The sequence below is a fragment of the Amycolatopsis rhabdoformis genome, assembly GCF_035918295.1.
Classification (GTDB): Bacteria; Actinomycetota; Actinomycetes; order Mycobacteriales; family Pseudonocardiaceae; genus Amycolatopsis; species Amycolatopsis rhabdoformis.
The window spans coordinates 4,563,544-4,578,700 of record NZ_CP142149.1 but is presented as its reverse complement, the minus strand read 5'-3'; the positions used below and the strand labels follow the sequence as shown (position 1 = coordinate 4,578,700).

Annotated in this window: 12 protein-coding genes; 8 read left to right on the top strand and 4 right to left on the bottom strand. The window is 70.2% G+C overall.

All coding sequences use genetic code 11. The features are described 5' to 3' along the window. Positions 1 to 91: 91 nt before the first annotated feature. Both eccCb and VSH64_RS20885 read right to left on the bottom strand, forming a co-directional pair. Entirely contained in the window at positions 92 to 4,591 is a 4,500-nt protein-coding gene (gene eccCb / locus VSH64_RS20890; protein ID WP_326837318.1) for a type VII secretion protein EccCb, read from the bottom strand. Then, positions 4,584 to 4,982, bottom strand: coding sequence for a hypothetical protein (locus VSH64_RS20885; protein ID WP_326837317.1), 399 nt, complete (start codon positions 4,980 to 4,982; stop codon positions 4,584 to 4,586). The genes eccCb and VSH64_RS20885 overlap by 8 nt, the downstream gene beginning before the upstream one ends. 327 nt (positions 4,983 to 5,309) lie before the next feature. Here VSH64_RS20885 and VSH64_RS20880 point away from each other — a divergent pair, with 327 nt between their 5' ends. Beyond that, complete coding sequence (locus tag VSH64_RS20880; RefSeq protein WP_326837316.1) at positions 5,310 to 6,257, top strand: NAD(+)/NADH kinase; 948 nt, start codon at positions 5,310 to 5,312, stop codon at positions 6,255 to 6,257. A 338-nt stretch (positions 6,258 to 6,595) separates the two neighbouring features. Here VSH64_RS20880 and VSH64_RS20875 read toward each other — a convergent pair whose 3' ends face one another. Continuing rightward, positions 6,596 to 7,225: a CGNR zinc finger domain-containing protein gene (locus VSH64_RS20875; RefSeq protein WP_326837315.1), complete on the bottom strand. Its 630-nt coding sequence runs from the start codon at positions 7,223 to 7,225 to the stop codon at positions 6,596 to 6,598. A 104-nt stretch (positions 7,226 to 7,329) separates the two neighbouring features. Here VSH64_RS20875 and VSH64_RS20870 point away from each other — a divergent pair, with 104 nt between their 5' ends. Then, a complete protein-coding gene (locus VSH64_RS20870) occupies positions 7,330 to 7,899 on the top strand; it encodes a hypothetical protein (protein ID WP_326837314.1) in 570 nt (189 codons plus the stop codon). Positions 7,900 to 7,916: 17 nt separating this feature from the next. Here VSH64_RS20870 and VSH64_RS20865 read toward each other — a convergent pair whose 3' ends face one another. Continuing rightward, positions 7,917 to 8,801 (bottom strand): LysR family transcriptional regulator, encoded by an 885-nt coding sequence (locus VSH64_RS20865; RefSeq protein WP_326837313.1) that lies wholly within the window; start codon positions 8,799 to 8,801, stop codon positions 7,917 to 7,919. Between the two features lie 80 nt (positions 8,802 to 8,881). On the opposite strand from VSH64_RS20865, the gene VSH64_RS20860 reads away from it, so the two are divergent. The 6 genes from VSH64_RS20860 to VSH64_RS20835 all read left to right on the top strand — a co-directional run bounded on the left by VSH64_RS20860 (position 8,882) and on the right by VSH64_RS20835 (position 15,157). Then, on the top strand, positions 8,882 to 9,781 hold the full coding sequence (locus VSH64_RS20860; protein WP_326837312.1) for an EamA family transporter: 900 nt from the start codon (positions 8,882 to 8,884) through the stop codon (positions 9,779 to 9,781). Then, positions 9,778 to 10,416 carry an NAD(P)-dependent oxidoreductase gene (locus tag VSH64_RS20855; protein ID WP_326837311.1) on the top strand — a complete coding sequence of 213 codons (639 nt, stop codon included), beginning with the start codon at positions 9,778 to 9,780 and terminating at the stop codon, positions 10,414 to 10,416. Before VSH64_RS20860 ends, VSH64_RS20855 begins: the two co-directional genes overlap by 4 nt. 91 nt (positions 10,417 to 10,507) lie before the next feature. Next, positions 10,508 to 12,103 carry a class I adenylate-forming enzyme family protein gene (locus VSH64_RS20850; RefSeq protein WP_326837310.1) on the top strand — a complete coding sequence of 532 codons (1,596 nt, stop codon included), beginning with the start codon at positions 10,508 to 10,510 and terminating at the stop codon, positions 12,101 to 12,103. Next, positions 12,100 to 12,975, top strand: coding sequence for a cyclase family protein (locus VSH64_RS20845; RefSeq protein WP_326837309.1), 876 nt, complete (start codon positions 12,100 to 12,102; stop codon positions 12,973 to 12,975). The genes VSH64_RS20850 and VSH64_RS20845 overlap by 4 nt, the downstream gene beginning before the upstream one ends. Continuing rightward, a complete protein-coding gene (locus tag VSH64_RS20840; protein ID WP_326837308.1) occupies positions 12,972 to 14,180 on the top strand; it encodes an acetyl-CoA hydrolase/transferase family protein in 1,209 nt (402 codons plus the stop codon). The genes VSH64_RS20845 and VSH64_RS20840 overlap by 4 nt, the downstream gene beginning before the upstream one ends. Further along, positions 14,177 to 15,157, top strand: a complete 981-nt coding sequence (locus VSH64_RS20835) for a phosphotransferase family protein (protein WP_326837307.1) — start codon at positions 14,177 to 14,179, stop codon at positions 15,155 to 15,157. The genes VSH64_RS20840 and VSH64_RS20835 overlap by 4 nt, the downstream gene beginning before the upstream one ends.

Below are 15,157 nucleotides of genomic sequence, written 5' to 3'. Positions count from 1 at the left end.
CCTGCTGGTGTTCAACGGTACGTACTCGAATCGTCTTTTGGGCCGGCTTTCGGTTTCAGCACGGTCGCACCCACGGCGGTGTGTCAGACCTTCAGGAATCGGACGGCTTCGTCGAAGCCACTGAATCGGGCGGCGTTTCGGCATCCAGGTGACCGGTCTCCTCAGGCCAGGACTGGTCGCCCGAGGCGACGGGCTTCGTGAACTCCGGTTCGGCATCCACCGCCGCGATTTCAGGTCGCTCACCACCGTTGCTTTCAGCGGAGGACGTTTCACCTGGCGCGGTCTCTGGGGCTGCTTCGACAATAGTCTCAGGGGCCACCCAGGGAAGAACCAGGTACTGCTCGCCGAACCTGCGGCTGACGAGTGTTCCTCGCCCGCGCGGCAGTTCGACAGGGCGAACCTGACCGATCAGCGTCTTTTCAAGCTCGCTCCCGGACCCCTGCAATGCGGGGCTTCTGAGCTCTCTCAGTTTGCCGAGAACTCCGTCGGACATCGCCGCGGCGGCGCCACCGGACCGTCGCACTGCGACGAGGTGCAGGCCGACGTCCTTGGCTTGTGGGAGAAACTCCGCCACCGGCATCAGCGGGTTCTCGCTGCCGACGGGGCACACCAAGTCGTAGTCGTCCACGACGATGAACAGCTCAGGCCCTGTCCACCAAGAACGGTCGCGCAGTTGCTCGTGCGTGACATCGGGCCCGGGAAGTCGCCTGGTCATCGAGGTGGCGATATCACTCATCATGGACGAGAGCTGATTGCCGGACACCGCATACCCGAGGATGTGCTCGCCCCGGGCGAAATCCAGCATCGTTCGCCGATAATCGACCAGGAGTATCACCGCCTCCTTCTGGGCGTAACGCTCGACGATGCCACGGACGATCATCCGGACCAAGTTCGTCTTGCCGGTTTCGCCGTCCATGAGCGCGAAAAAATGCGATTCGCGCTCGAAGTCGAGGAAGGCCGGGGCGAGGTCACTCGCCTGCAGCCCGATCGGGATCGCCTTGGGATTGTCCGCGGAGTGCTCGTTTTCGACCTGGCTGTGCGGGAGCGGATCGGGCAGCACCCGCACCCGCGGTGCGTGTTGTCCATTCCACGCCGCGGCGATTCGGTCTACCGCGTCGCGCACGGCGTCATTCAGATCCTCTGTGCCGGATCCGCCGTCGACCCGGGGCAGAGCTCCGAGGAAATGCAGGCTGTCCCTGGTCAAGCCACGGCCCGGCCGGTTCGGGACCGTGTCGGCTGCCCGCGCGTCGATGCCGGATTCTTCCGGGTCGGCCAGCCGCAGTTCGAGTCGGGTGCCCAGCAGGCTCAGGAGTTCCGACGGGATTGCCGACCACCGGTGTCCGGAAACTATCACGTGTACGCCGTAGGGGAGGCCGGTCCCGGCAAGGCCGGTCACCTGACCTGCGGTATCTGGGAACCGTTCAGCGAAATTCTCCCAGCCTGCAATCACGAGGAAGACATCTCCGCGCGGCGCACCGGCCAGTTCACCGGCCCGTTCTCGCTTTCGGAATTCGGTCACGGCGTCGATTCCCCGGGCGCGGAACAGAATCTCCCGCTCCGCGATCAACGCGCCGATCTCACCGATCGTCCGTCGTACCAAGTCGGGGGTCTGGGTCGTGGCCACCTCACCCACATGCGGCAGGTCGCCCAGTTTCCGCAGCGCACCGGCCCCGAAATCGAGACAGTAGAACTGCGCTTCGCTCGGAGTCTGGGTCAGTGCGACGGACATGATCAGCGAAAGCAGCAGGGTCGACGCGCCTGAACTGTAACTGCCGACGATCGCGGCGTGTCCCGCGACACCGGAGAGATCGACCCAGAGCAGGTCTGCGCGCTGGTCTCGCGGCCGGTCGACCACACCCACCGGAACCTGCAGCTTCCCGTTGCCGAAGAAGCCGTCCGGGGAAAGTCCACGTTCCGGCGTCTCGATCAGGCTCGGTAGCAGCTGATCCAACGAGTGGGGTTCCGACAGTGGCGGCAGCCATATCTGTCGCGCGGGCCGGCTTTGCTCTGCCAGTCGTGCGACGAAGACTTCCAGTTCGGACGGAGTACCTGGCCTGAACTTCTCGGATTCTGCACGTGCGTCTTGGCTGCGGAGACCTCGCGCATGCAGACTTCGTGGCGAGTACGGCGCGGAGGTGTAGGCGGCCTTGAACTTCGTCAAGGACGAGATCTCGAATCGAAGATACCCGACACCTGGTGTGGGCGGCAGTTCGAACGCGTCCGGCACTCCGAGAACGTTGCGAGATTCTGCCTGGGTGAAGGTGCGCAATCCGATTCGGTACGACAGGTGCGTATCAAGCAGGTGCAACAGCTCGTCGTCCACGTGGTGTGTGGCGAGCAGCAAATGCATGTGCAGCGCACGTCCGAGTTGCCCGATCACTCGGAACGTCTCAGCTATTTCTGGTCTCGCCGCCAGTAGCTCGTTCACCTCGTCGACCACGATGAGGAGCAGGGGCAGGGGTTCGACCTCGGCGCCGAGCTCACGCGCGCGTTCGTATTCCGCAAGGCTCTTGTAGCCGCCCTTTGTCAAGGCGTCCTGGCGGCGGGCCATCTCCCCGGCGAGTGTGTCCCGCAGGCGGTCGACCATCGACAGGTCGCCGGCCAAGTCGGCCAGATTGCCGCTGACATGCGGCGCACGGTCGAATTCGCGGAACGCGCTACTGCCCTTGTAGTCGATGAGGAACACGGTCAACTCGGTGGGCGCGTGCGTGATCATCAGCCCCGCGATGATCGTCTTGAGCAGTTCCGTCTTGCCCGATCCGGTCGCGCCTGCGCACAATCCGTGCGGACCCATGCCGCCGACCGCGGCCTCCTTGAGGTCGAGCACGATCGGCCTGCCCTGTTCGTCGAGACCGATGGGCACGCGGTAACGATCCCGGACCGGTCGTTCTCGCCGGGCCTTCTCGACGTCGAAGGTCATCGGATCACCGGGCAAGCCGAGCAATTCCAGGAAGGTGGGGTCGTCCAGCCGCTCCCTCCTGTCGGAATCGGCCACCGAACTGGCTTCGCTCAGCTGTTTGAGGGCGGCGTCGATGGCTTCGAGTTGGTCATCGCTGTCTGCGAGGTGTGTGGTCGCGACGAGGAACGGGCGGCCGTTGTGCAGACCCCAGCCCGGACGCGCGGGCAGTGAGCGAGCCAGCTCGGCGTCGATTCTCGACGAGGAAGGATCATCAAGAGCCAGCTCGATGCGACCGATCAGGAACCGGTCGACCGGCCCCGGGATCTCGACCCAATGCCGCGCGGTCACGACGACGTGCACGCCCTTGCTCAGCCCGGAGAGAGCGAGCTGTCGCACCTGCCCGGCGAAGGTCGGCTCGTACTCGGCGAACTCTTCCCACCCGTCGATGACGACGAAGACGTCGGCGTTGTCACCCGACGGTAGCTTGCCCTGGGCGCGAAGCCCGCGAAACCGCCGCATCGTGCCGATGCCGACGGACCGGAACAACTGGTCGCGCCGCTCGATCAGCTTCGAGAGCTCTGCCAACGACGACCCGACCGCCGTCGGCGCCACGTATCGGCGTACGTGTGGGATTGTGGCCAGATCGCTGAGCTGGGCGCTCGCGTCGAGCAACACGAAGGAAACTTCGTCCGGTGAGCGGCCGAACCGGAGACCGGCGATCACGGTGCGCAGCAATGTCGTTTTGCCCGACCACACCTTGCCGACGATGCCGATGTGCCCGTCTCGACCGGCGAGATCGAGCCGAACGACCTCGGACCCGGGCGATACCGACCGATGCACCTGGCCGATCGGCACGCCCAGTTCGCGCACGGCGTCGGGCGGTTCGAGACTGATCAGGGCCTCAAGAAGCGGGGACGGGGCTTCTTCATCGACCGCCAAGGTGCGTGATCGCGCCTTCGCGACGACGAAGGCGCCCTGGCCTTGGTTCAGCCGGTGCGGCACCTGCACTCGTGACCCCAGCCGGGGCCGGGAGAGCTCCTGGTGCAGATAGTCGTAGAGGGCGTCGATCGTGATCACGTCCGCGTCCGCGGACGCAGCGGCCCCGGTGTCCAATCCCTTGATCAGCACGTCCGTGAACAGCGAAAACGGTTGGCTGTTGCCGAACACCACCCGGTCGTCTTCGAACGCCGGGTCGAAAGCGCTCGTCGCTGTGATGATGTACGTGCCCTCGCCGAGGAGACTGACGTCCACGACGCTGTCCGACTTCGCGATCGGACCTGCCGCGAAGGTGCCGCTGTAGCAGCAGTCGAGCACGATCGCCTTGAACTGCGCCTGGCATTCGTGCAGTAGCCGTTGGACGATGACCGCCGGTATGGCCGTCGAGTACGGGCGTTGTTGCTGTGTGTCTGTTGTAGCGAAGAAGAGCTCGTTCTCACCGTTCTTGAGTCCGTGACCCGAGATGTAGAGCAGCACGTGGTCGTCCGGCTTGCTGTCGGCGAACAGCTCCTCGATCTCCCGCTCGACGACGTGTTTGCGCTCGTCGATCAGGTATTTGGCCCGGAATCCGCCGATCGACGGGTCCTTCAGCAAGTTCCAGAGCTGCCGGGTCTCGACGGCCGGTGCGCGTAGCGATGGCAGCGTGACATCATCGTACGCGGCTGTGCCGATCAGCAGTGCTCGACGCTCACCCATCGTGCTCCGGCTTGCGAGTGTCAGTGGCGTGTTTCATCGCCAGAGCAAGCGCGTCGGCTACCTCGCTCTTCGTCGCTGCGTTCACCACAACCTCGGTGTCGCCCAGTTTCACCGTGACGGAGCGCGCTTTGCTTCGGTCCAGAAATGCCGTCAGGGTCTTGTACAAGACCGTCGCCGCGGTGACAGCCACACCGTTGACAGTCAGGTCGCCCAGGACCGGGAGGACGCCGGATTTGGTTCCGTGGTCTGCCGCGGTGGTCGCACGATCGACCCGGCCGACCCGGGCAGCGCGAAGATCACCTGCAAGGATGGTGCTCAGTCGATCCAGTGTCGTGCGCGACGCCCCGTCGCCATCGATCCGTACCAGAAGATCGACGGTCCCCTCGCCCATGCGGCCTCCTCGTCAAGTCGAATGTACGCCCGACCCTATTGCCTGTGTGAGGCTTGCGGAGCGAAAATGCGCGAACTTGGCCGTGTGGTTGAAGGTCGTCGCCGCTGAGCTGCCTTCTTTGGGCCGTTGCAAGGTCACCCGGCAGCATGGTGAACCGGGCTGATGGGCGCCAGGACGACCGTCGTCGCATTGTGTTCTGCGATGGCCGCCGAGGAGGCAACCACCGAGTCGGGCCCTCGCCGCTCCGCTTCGGCCAATCGGGACCCAGCCGGACGGGTCGTCCGTTCGTGGGAAGCGGCCCGGCGGCCGGGCGGACAGAATGGCGGCATGGGTGCTTCCGAGGTGGTCCGGGTCGGCGTGGTGGCGCATCCGCGCAAGGCGGTGGGCGCGTCGGTCGACGAGCTCGTTTCGTGGGCCGCGCGGCGCGGCGTCGAGCTGGTCGCCCGGAGGGGCGACGCGGCGCAGGTGGGGGCCGAGGTGCCGGTGGTGTCCGACGCGGACTTCGCGGCCGGGGTCGACGCGATCGTGAGCCTTGGCGGTGACGGCACGATGCTCGGGGCGATGCGGCTGGCGGTGCAACGGCCGGTGCCGGTGCTGGGGGTGAACTACGGCAACGTCGGTTTCCTGGTCGAGATCATGCCTTCCGAGCTGGCGGGCGCGCTCGAGCGGCTGCACAGCGGGGACTTCGAGATCGAACCGCACAGCTGCGTCGCACTGGAAGAGGACGGCGCGACGGTCGTGGCGTTCAACGACGTGGTCGTCGGGGGAGCCGAGCCCGGGGCGACGGTGGAGGTCGACCTGTTCGTCGACTCCGTCCGGTTCGGCTACTACCGCTGCGACGCGCTGATCCTCAGCACCCCGACCGGCTCGACCGCGTACAACTACGCCGCCGGCGGGCCGGTCATTTCGCCGGCCGCGGAGGTGCTGGCGGTGACACCGGTGGCGTCGATGTCGGGTGTCAGCCGGGCGATCGTGCTGCCGGCCCGCGACGTGGTGACGCTGCGCAGCGCCGCCCGCAGCGCCCCGCCGGTGCTGCGGGTCGACGGGAACGCGTGGCGGCCCCTCGACCCGGCGACGCCGCTCACCGCGACCCTGCGCCCGGACGCCGCCCAGGTCGTGCGGCTCGACCCGGAGCGGCACGCCCAGCGCAGCCGCGTGAAGCTCAGCCTGCTGGACCTGCCGCTGCGGCCCGAACAGATGGCGGAACTGCTCCCCACGGAGATGCGCGAGGACCTGGAGCGGCTGCGGGAACGGCGGCACCTGCCGGAACGCTGAGGCTCGTCGGCGGTCAGCGGGCGAAACCGCCGTTGATCACCCCACGACTCGACGCCGGCCACCGCGCGCACGGTTTCCGCCACGTCCGCCGGCGCCGGCCGTAGCCGCCGGCGCAGGGGAATGCGGTGTCGGCCGCGGGAACGACGCACCCGTCGTCGTCCACAAAGGTCAGATGCTCGTGCCACCCGAGGCATTGAGCACCCGCGCGATGGTGCGCGGTCCGTCGTTCTGCGCAACGGGCGCGGAAGACGTCAGCGCGTTCGCTCGCCGTTCGGAAACTTGGTGACCGGGCAAGGCTTTTCAACCGAGGATGGTCGATCCTCACCGAGGGCGGGCTCTCAACGGGCGGGCCGCACCGCCGCGGGTGCTGTTCTGAGCTCACCCCGGGCGCGGTGGTTCCGGACCTTGTCCCGGTTGCCGCACACCGCCATCGAGCACCAGCGGCGGCGGTGGGACTTGGTGCGGTCGTAGAACCAGATGCCGCAGGCCGGGCCGTCGCACATGTGGACCAGGGCGCGGTCGGCGTGGGCGAGCAGGTCCGCCGCGGCCGCGACCGGCAGCACCAGGAGCTGGCGCGCTTCGGTCCAGCGCCGGCGCGTCACGAGTTCGGTCCCGGCTTCGGTGGTCGTGAGCTGCCGGTACTGGCTGTCGGCGGCGAGGTGCCGGTTCAACCGCCTCGCGACGCCGGCCGGGACCACCCCGGTCCCGGCCCACGCCGAGACGACGCCCCGCAGCCATTCCCGCAGCCCGCGCGCCTCGGCGGCCGCGTCGTCGAGGTCCTGGGCACGGAACTTGCGCGCCAGCCGCGCGCGCTCCGCGCCGTCGAGCAGGTCGATGGTCATGAGCCAGCCGAGGAAATCCCGGCCCGACGCGAGCAGTTCGATCTCCTCGCCCCACGGGGCGGACAGCGTGTTGAGGAAGTTCAACGCGGCGTGGTCACCGGCGTTGGCCAGTTCCGTGCCGTCCATGGCGCTCCCGCCTGCCGGTAACCGTCTCAGCGTCGGTTGGAAGGTTACCAGCCGCGGGTGCCGGTCCGGCGGGTCCGCCGACGCCGATCGGGTACGGTTCGGCGGTGACCACGCTCGAGGACCGCGGCGGTGCGCCGCTCAGGCGGCTGCACTGCGCGCCCCACCCGGAGCGCGCCTACCTGCCCATCGAGCTGGCGATGCGGGACATGCGATCGGCGCACGGCCGCGACCCCGAGACGGGCGAGGGGCCCGGCACGCAGTCGTGGATCGGCGTCTGCCTGGGCATGATCGTGCTCGACACGCTGTCCGGCACGTCCGCGCCGGCGGGGCGGCGGTTCAAGCGCCTGCTCATCGAACACGGCGTGGACCACGACGACGCCGTGGTGCTGTGGATCATCCGCAACGCCCTCCTCCACGGCTACGGCCTGCCCCGCCCGGCCGACGTGCGGCACCGGCGCGTGGAGGTGACCGGCGAGACCGCCGCCTTCGCCCTCGACACCGGCGACGCACGCCTCGTGCGCCTCAGCGCGCCCGTGTTCTGCAGCCACCTGGTCGAACGCGTGGCGGCCTCGGTGCCCCACCGCTGGGACACCAGCCTCATCCACACCCACGACGAACCGGCGGCACCGGTGCGTTACGTGCCGACGGCGGGGCAGGGAGACCACAGCGGGTAGAACCGCTTGCCAGGCGGTCATTTCCGGCCGGGTGCCGCGCCGATCACCTGTTCCACAAAGGCCCTTGCCGCCGGTGAAGGGTTGAAGTCGCTCCACGCCAGGTATTCGAGGCGGGTCGGGCCGTCGGTCACGGGGATGATGCGCAGGGTGTCGTCGGGTGGGATGGCGGCGGGGGAGAGCAGGGTGATCACGAGGTTGTGGCGGACGAGGTCGAGCATGAGGTCGATGCTCATGGCCTCGAACGCGACGGTGCGGCGGACGCCGGCGGCCTCGAAGGCGCGGTCGGAGGGGGCGCGGCCCGGGGTGCCGGCGGGGAAGTCCACGAAGGTTTCCGGGGCCAGGGTCGCCAGGTCGAGGCGGGGGCGGTCGGCGAGGGCGTGGTCGGCGGAGAGCACGGCGACCAGGCGGTCGTGGGCGAGAAGGTGGGTGGCCACGCCGCGGACCGGGGTGGGTTCGGGGAGGCCGAGCACGGCGACGTCCATCGTGCCGGCGGCCAGGGCGGCCAGGAACTCGTCGCTGCCGCCGCCGCGGAGGCTGATGTGGACGGACGGGTGGGTGCGGTGGAAGTGGCCGAGTGCGGCGGGGATGTCGACCGCCGTGACGGTGGGGATGATGCCGAGGGTGAGCGTGCCGCGGATCTCGCCGGCGGCGGCCGCCGCGTCGGCGGCCGCGCGGTCCGCCGCCTCCAGGCTCGCGCGGGCGGCGGTGAGGAACGCCGAGCCGGCGGCGGTGATCTCGACGCGGCGGCTGGTGCGGGCGAACAGCGTGACCCCGAGTTCGGTTTCGAGGGCCTTGATCTGGTGGCTGAGCGCGGACTGCACGACAAAACACCGCTCGGCGGCGCGGGTGAAGCTGTGTTCCTCGGCCACCGCGACGACGTAGCGCATCTGCTGGAGCTCCACGACCAGTCATGATTGCCGTTCATCGCTGAGATGACAACCATGTGTTGGACTCATCGACGACAGCGGCCGACGATGAAGGAGTGAGCACCTCGACTCCAGCACCACCGCTCGCTCCGGCCTCGCGGGTCGCGTGGACCGCGCTGACCGCCGTCGCGCCCCTGGTCTGGGGCACGACCTACCTGGTCACCACGCATCTGCTGCCGCCGGGCCACCCGCTGTTCGCGGCGCTGATGCGGTCGCTGCCCGCCGGGCTGCTCGCCCTGCTGCTCTCGCGCCGCCTGCCCACCGGAGCGTGGTGGTGGAAGAGCGCGGTGCTGGGCGTGCTGAACATGGGCGCGTTCTTCCCGCTGCTGTTCCTCGCCGCGCAGCACCTGCCGGGCGGGGTCGCGGCGACGTTCGGCGCGGTCCAGCCGATCGTGGTCGCCTTCCTGGCCGTCGGGATCCTCCACGAGCGGCTCTCCGCCTGGCGCGTCGCCTGGGGTGTCGTGGGCGTGCTCGGTGTCGCGCTGGTCGTGCTCGGGCCCGACGCGGGGCTCGACCCGCTCGGCGTGGTCGCCGGCCTGGCGGGGGCCGCGTCGATGTCCGCCGGGGTCGTGCTGACGAAACGCTGGGGGCGCCCCGAAGGCGTCGGCGCCGTGGGCCTGGCCGGGTGGCAGCTCACGGCGGCCGGGCTCGTCCTGCTCGTGCCGGCGCTCGTGATCGACGGGGTGCCGGCCGGTATCGACGCCCCGGCCGTGGGCGGGTACCTGTGGCTCGGCCTGATCGGCGGGCTGCTGACCTACTCGTTCTGGTTCGCCGGCATCCGGCGCTTGCCGGTGACCGCCACCGCGTTGCTCGGGCTGCTTTCACCGCTGGTCGCCGCCGTGCTCGGCGCGGCCGTCGCCGGGGAGGCGCTCACGCTGATCCAGCTCGCCGGCTTCGCTCTCGCCCTCACCGCCCTGGTGGCCGGGCAACTTCCCCCGAGGAAACGGAATCCATGAGAATCGCCGTGTTCGGCGCGACCGGCCTGGCCGGGCGCGCCATCGTGACCGAAGCCCTCGCCCGCGACCACGCCGTCACCGCGCTCTCCCGTCGCGCCGACGCCGCGGCGAGCAGCGAGCGCCTCACCGTCCACGCGCTGGACGTCGCCGAAGAATCCACGCTCGACCCGGTGCTCGCCGACGCCGACGCCGCCGTGCTGACCATCCGCCTCGCTCCCGGCGAGGAGCACCGGCTCGCGCCGCTGAGCCGCGGGTTCCTCGACGCCGCGGCCCGGTCCCGCACCCGCGTGCTGGTGGTCGGCGGCTCGGCGCCGCTGCGGTCGCCGGACGATCCCGCCCGGCTCGTGCTCCACGATCCGCGCCGCGTGCCGGAAGCCTGGCAGGCCGTGGCACAGGCGAGCCTCGACCAGTTCCGCGTGTGCCAGGCCCACGCCTACGCCGGCTGGACTTACCTCAGTCCGCCGGCAGTGCTCGCGCCCGGCGCCCGCAGCGGCGCGTACCGGCGCGGTGGCGACACGCTCCTCACCGACGCGCGCGGCGACTCGCACATCACGGCCCCCGACCTCGCCATCGCGGTCCTCGACGAGCTCGAGAACCCCGGCGACGCCCGGCACTTCACCGTCGCCCAAGCCTGAGCGCCCGTTCTTGACTCGCTCGCCCGGCCGCCGGTAGCTTACGGATATACGAATTTCGATTCGAGAATTCGAAAGTGACGATGAGGTCGCGATGAGCCCGATGCCTGCTGCCGAGACCCTGCCCGACCTGCTGCGCGAGTGTGCCGCGGCGGCGCCGGAGCGCGAAGCGCTGGTGGTCGGCGGCGTGCGCTGGACGTACGCACAGTTGGCCGAGGAGATGGAGCGCGCGCGCCGCAAGCTGCGGGGGATCGGCGTCGGGCAGGGGGACGTCGTCGCGTTGCTGGCGCCGAACGTGGCGGAGTGGGTGCCGGTGGCGTTCGGCGCGCTGGCGTGCGGGGCGCGCGTCGACGCGTTCAACACCTGGGTCAAGGCCTACGACATCGACTACCTGCTCACGAGCTCGCAAGCGTCCGTGCTGGTGCTCGCGGACCGGGTGCGGGGCAACGACCTCGTGGGCGAACTGCGGAAACTGGTGCCGGACCTGAGCAAGCCGAGCGAGGTGTTTCCCGGGCTGCGCCGGATCGTGGTGCTCGGCGACGAAGGGCCGGCCGACGCGCCGGCGTGGTCGGCTCTGGCACAGGGGCCGGACGAGCACGGGAAACCCGGCCCGGACGACGCCGCGTTCGTGCTGTACACGTCAGGCTCGACGAAGAACCCGAAGGCCGTGCCGCTGTGTCACGGTGACCTGATCCGCAACGGGTTCCACATCGGCGAGCGCATGGGGCTCACCGCCGAGGACCGCGTGTGGTTCGGCTCTCCGCTGTTCTGGAGCTTCGGCTGTGCCAACGCCCTCATGGCGACCATGACGCACCAGGCGTGTTTCGTGCTGCAGGAACAGTTCGAGCCCGCCGTGGCCGCGGATCTGATGGCCGCCGAACGCGTGAGCGCCGCGTATCTGTTGCCCGCCATGGTCGACGCGCTCGTGACCGCCGTGGCGGACCGCGTGCGGGCGGTCACCACGCTGCGCACGGGGCTGACCATCGGCCGGCCCGAGGAGGTCGAGCGCGCGATCACGCGGCTGGGCATCGCCGAGCTGTGCAACGTCTACGGCTCGACCGAGACCTACGGCAACTGCTGCGTGACCGACCACCGGATGCCGCTCGAAACCCGCCTGCGCACGCAGGGCGAGCCGCTGACCGGCGTCGAAGTGCGCGCGGCCGACCAGGAAACCGGCGCGCTGCTGGCGGCCGGCGAGCCGGGGGAGCTGCAGGTGCACGGGCGCCTCACCCCGGGTTACCTCGGCGACGACGAGGCCAACGCCGCCGCCTTCACCGCGGACGGCTGGTTCCGCACCGGCGACCGCGGTGTGGTCAACGCCGACGGCACGGTGTCGTTCGTCGGCCGGATCACCGACATGATCAAGACGTCGGGCATCAACGTCTCGCCGGCCGAGGTGGAGAGCTTCCTCGCCGGGCATCCGGACGTCGCCGAGGCCGTGGTGCTCGGCGCGCCGCACCCGAGCCGCGACGAGGTCGTGGTGGCGTTCGTCGTGGCGCGCGGTGGAAACCTCACCGCGCCGGACGTGATCGCGCACTGCAAGGAACGCATCGCGGGGTACAAGGTGCCGTGGGCGGTGGCGATCGTCGACGAGCTGCCGAAGACCGGAACCGGCAAGCTCGTGCGCCGGACGTTGCGCGACCAGGCGGAGAAACTGGTGCAGGACAAGCTGAAAGCAGGCAAGCCATGACGGGCAACTGGGGCCGCTGGGGCAGCGACGACGAGGCCGGCGCGCTGAACCTCGTGACCCCCGACGTCACGCTGAAAGCCGCGCGCCTGGTGCGCACCGGCCGCACCCTCGGGCTCGCGCAGCCGCTGGGCCCGAGCACCGCTTCGCCGCGGCACCGGCCGGGCCCGATGCGGTTCATGAACCGCGACGCCGGCGACTACGCGCTGGGCGCCCGCAGCCCGGGCGGGTTCCGGTTCGCCGAGGACACCGTGCAGTTCCCGACGCACAGCGGCACCCACGCCGACACGCTGGCCCACGCGTGGACCGGCGAGGAAATCTACAATGGACACCCGCAGTCCTCGACCCGCACCACGCGCGGCGCGCAGCGGTGCGGCGCCGAGAAGCTGGTGCCGGTGGTCACCCGCGGCGTGCTCGTGGACCTGGTGGCCGCGACCGGCGGCCCGCTGGCCGCGAGCGCCCCGGTCGGGGTCGACGAGCTGCGCCGGGGCATCGCGGAAGCCGGCGTGACGCCCGAAACCGGCGACGCGGTGCTGATCCGCACCGGCTGGCTCGAAACGCAAGGCAACGGCGGCGACTACTTCGCCGACGAGCCCGGCATCACCGCGGAGGCCGCGCGCTGGCTGGCCGACCACGACGTCGCCCTCGTCGGCGCCGACAACTACGCCGTGGAGCAGCAATCGGCCACCAGCGGGTTCCCCGCGCACCTGCTGCTCCTGCACCAGCACGGCGTGCCGCTGCTGGAAAACCTCGAGCTGGCCGAGCTCGGCGACGCACTGGCCGCCGAAGCGCGCTCGACGTTCCTGTTCGTGTTCGCGCCGATCCCGCTCGTGGGCTCCACCGCCACCCCGGTCACCCCGGTGGTCGTGCTGTGACGGCCGACTGGCTCACCGGCGTGCTGAAACCCGGTGACCTCGTGGTGGTCGCACAGGGCACCGGCGAGCCGACTCCGTTGCTCGAACAGCTCGTGCGGGCGGCACCGGCCGACGTCGAGGTGTTCGTGGGGCTGAGCCACAGCAGCGCGCTCACCGGCCCGGCCGCGCGCGAGCTGCCGCTCGTGTCGTTCGGGGCGCTGGGCCCGCTCGGCCGGCTCGCCGTGAACGGCACGGTTTCGGTGATCCCGTGCCACTTCCGCGACGTGCCGCGCGCCCTGGCCAGCCGCAATCCCGAGCAGATCGTGGTGGCCCTGCAGGTGTCGAGCGCCGACGACACCGGTCACCACAGTCTGGGCCTGGCCGTGGACTACACCTACGAGCTACTCGGCCGCGCCCGCGCCGTGGTCGCCGAGGTCAACGACCGGCTGCCGCACACGAGCGCGCCGCGCGTGCACCGCTCGGTGCTCACCACGACGGTGGCCAGTTCCCGCCCGATGCCGACGATCACCGCCGGCGCCACCGGTCCGGTGCACGAACGGATCGCGCGCCACGTCGCCGGTCTGGTGCCCGACGGCGCGACGATCCAGCTCGGCGTCGGCACGCTGCCCTCGGCGATCGGCGCGGCGCTGCGGTCCCGCCGCGACCTGCGCGTGCACTCGACGCTCGCCGGCACCTGGCTGCTGGACCTCGCGCGAGCCGGTGCGCTGCGCGACGAGCCCGGCGCCGTGGTGATCTGCGAGGCCGCCGGTTCGCAGGAGCTCTACGACTGGGTGGTCGGGTCCGGGGTGCTCGTGCGGCCGGTTTCCGAGCTCGCGCGCCCGGGTGCGTTCACCGACCTCGACCACTTCGTCGCGATGAACTCGGCGCTGCAGGTGGATCTCACCGGTCAGGTCAACGCCGAAGAGCTCGGCTCCGGCTACGTCGGCGGGATCGGCGGCCAGCCGGACTACCTGCGCGCGGCCCAGCACTCCCGTGACGGCCTGTCGGTGGTGATGCTGCCCGCGACGACGGGGGACGGCAGCCGCTCGCGCATCGTGCGGTGCCTGCACGCCGGCGCCGTGACCACGCCGCGCTCCCACGTGGACGTGGTCGTGACCGAGCACGGCATCGCCGACCTGCGCGGTCGAAGCCTCACCGAGCGCGCCGAAGCGCTCGTCGCCATCGCGGCCCCCGGCCACCGTTCCTCACTGCGGGAGACGCCATGACCAGCACGCTCGACGAGCAGCTGCACGAGTTCCTGTCCGCGAAACTCGGGTCGGCCCCGAAGATCGTGGACCTCACCCGCGTCGGCATCGGGCGCTCGCGTGAGAACTGGGTGTTCGACCTCGTGGACGCCGCGGGTGGGCGCGAGCCGCTGATCCTGCGGCGTGATCCCGAAGGTGGCCTGGTCGACACGGATCGCGGCACCGAGTTCGCCGTGCTGCGGGCCCTGGAACCGAGTGGGCTGCCCGCGCCGCGAGCGCGGTGGCTCGACGCCGACGGTCAGTGGCTCGGCAAACCGTCGCTGATCATGCGCCGCGAACCCGGCGAGTGCGACTACCGCGTGGTCAACGGCGAGCGGCTCCTGGCGGAGCGCACGGCGCTGGCCCGCCGGTTCTGCGAGCTGCTGGCCGAAGTGCACGCCGTGGACTGGCGTGCCACCGGCCTGGGCGAAGTGCTCGACGACCCGGGGGACCAGGCCGCGCTCGCGGAGCTCACCCGCTGGGAAACCGTGCTGCGCCAAGACCAGCTGGAAGCACTGCCCGAAGTGGACGTGGCGATCGGCTGGTTGCGCGAGCACGCTCCGGTGTCGGCACGCACCGTGCTGGTGCACGCGGATTTCAAGCCCGGCAACATCCTGCTGCAGGACGGCCGGGTCTCGGCCCTGCTCGACTGGGAGCTCGCGCACCTCGGCGACCCGCTGGAGGACCTCGGCTGGGTCGTGCAGCCGCTGCGCCACCGCGAGCACCTCATCGAGGGCGCGTGGGAGCGCGACGACCTCATCCGGCACTACCGCGACGTGAGCGGCACCGAAGTCGACGAGGCCGCGTTGCGGTGGTGGGTGGTGTTCTCGACGTTCAAAACGGCCGTGATGCAGGTGAGCGGGCTGCGCGCGTTCCTCGACGAGCGCAGCGACGAACCGTACCGGCCCACCAGACGCGTGCTGCGGACCCTGCTGGCCGCGATCACCGAAAGGAGCTGA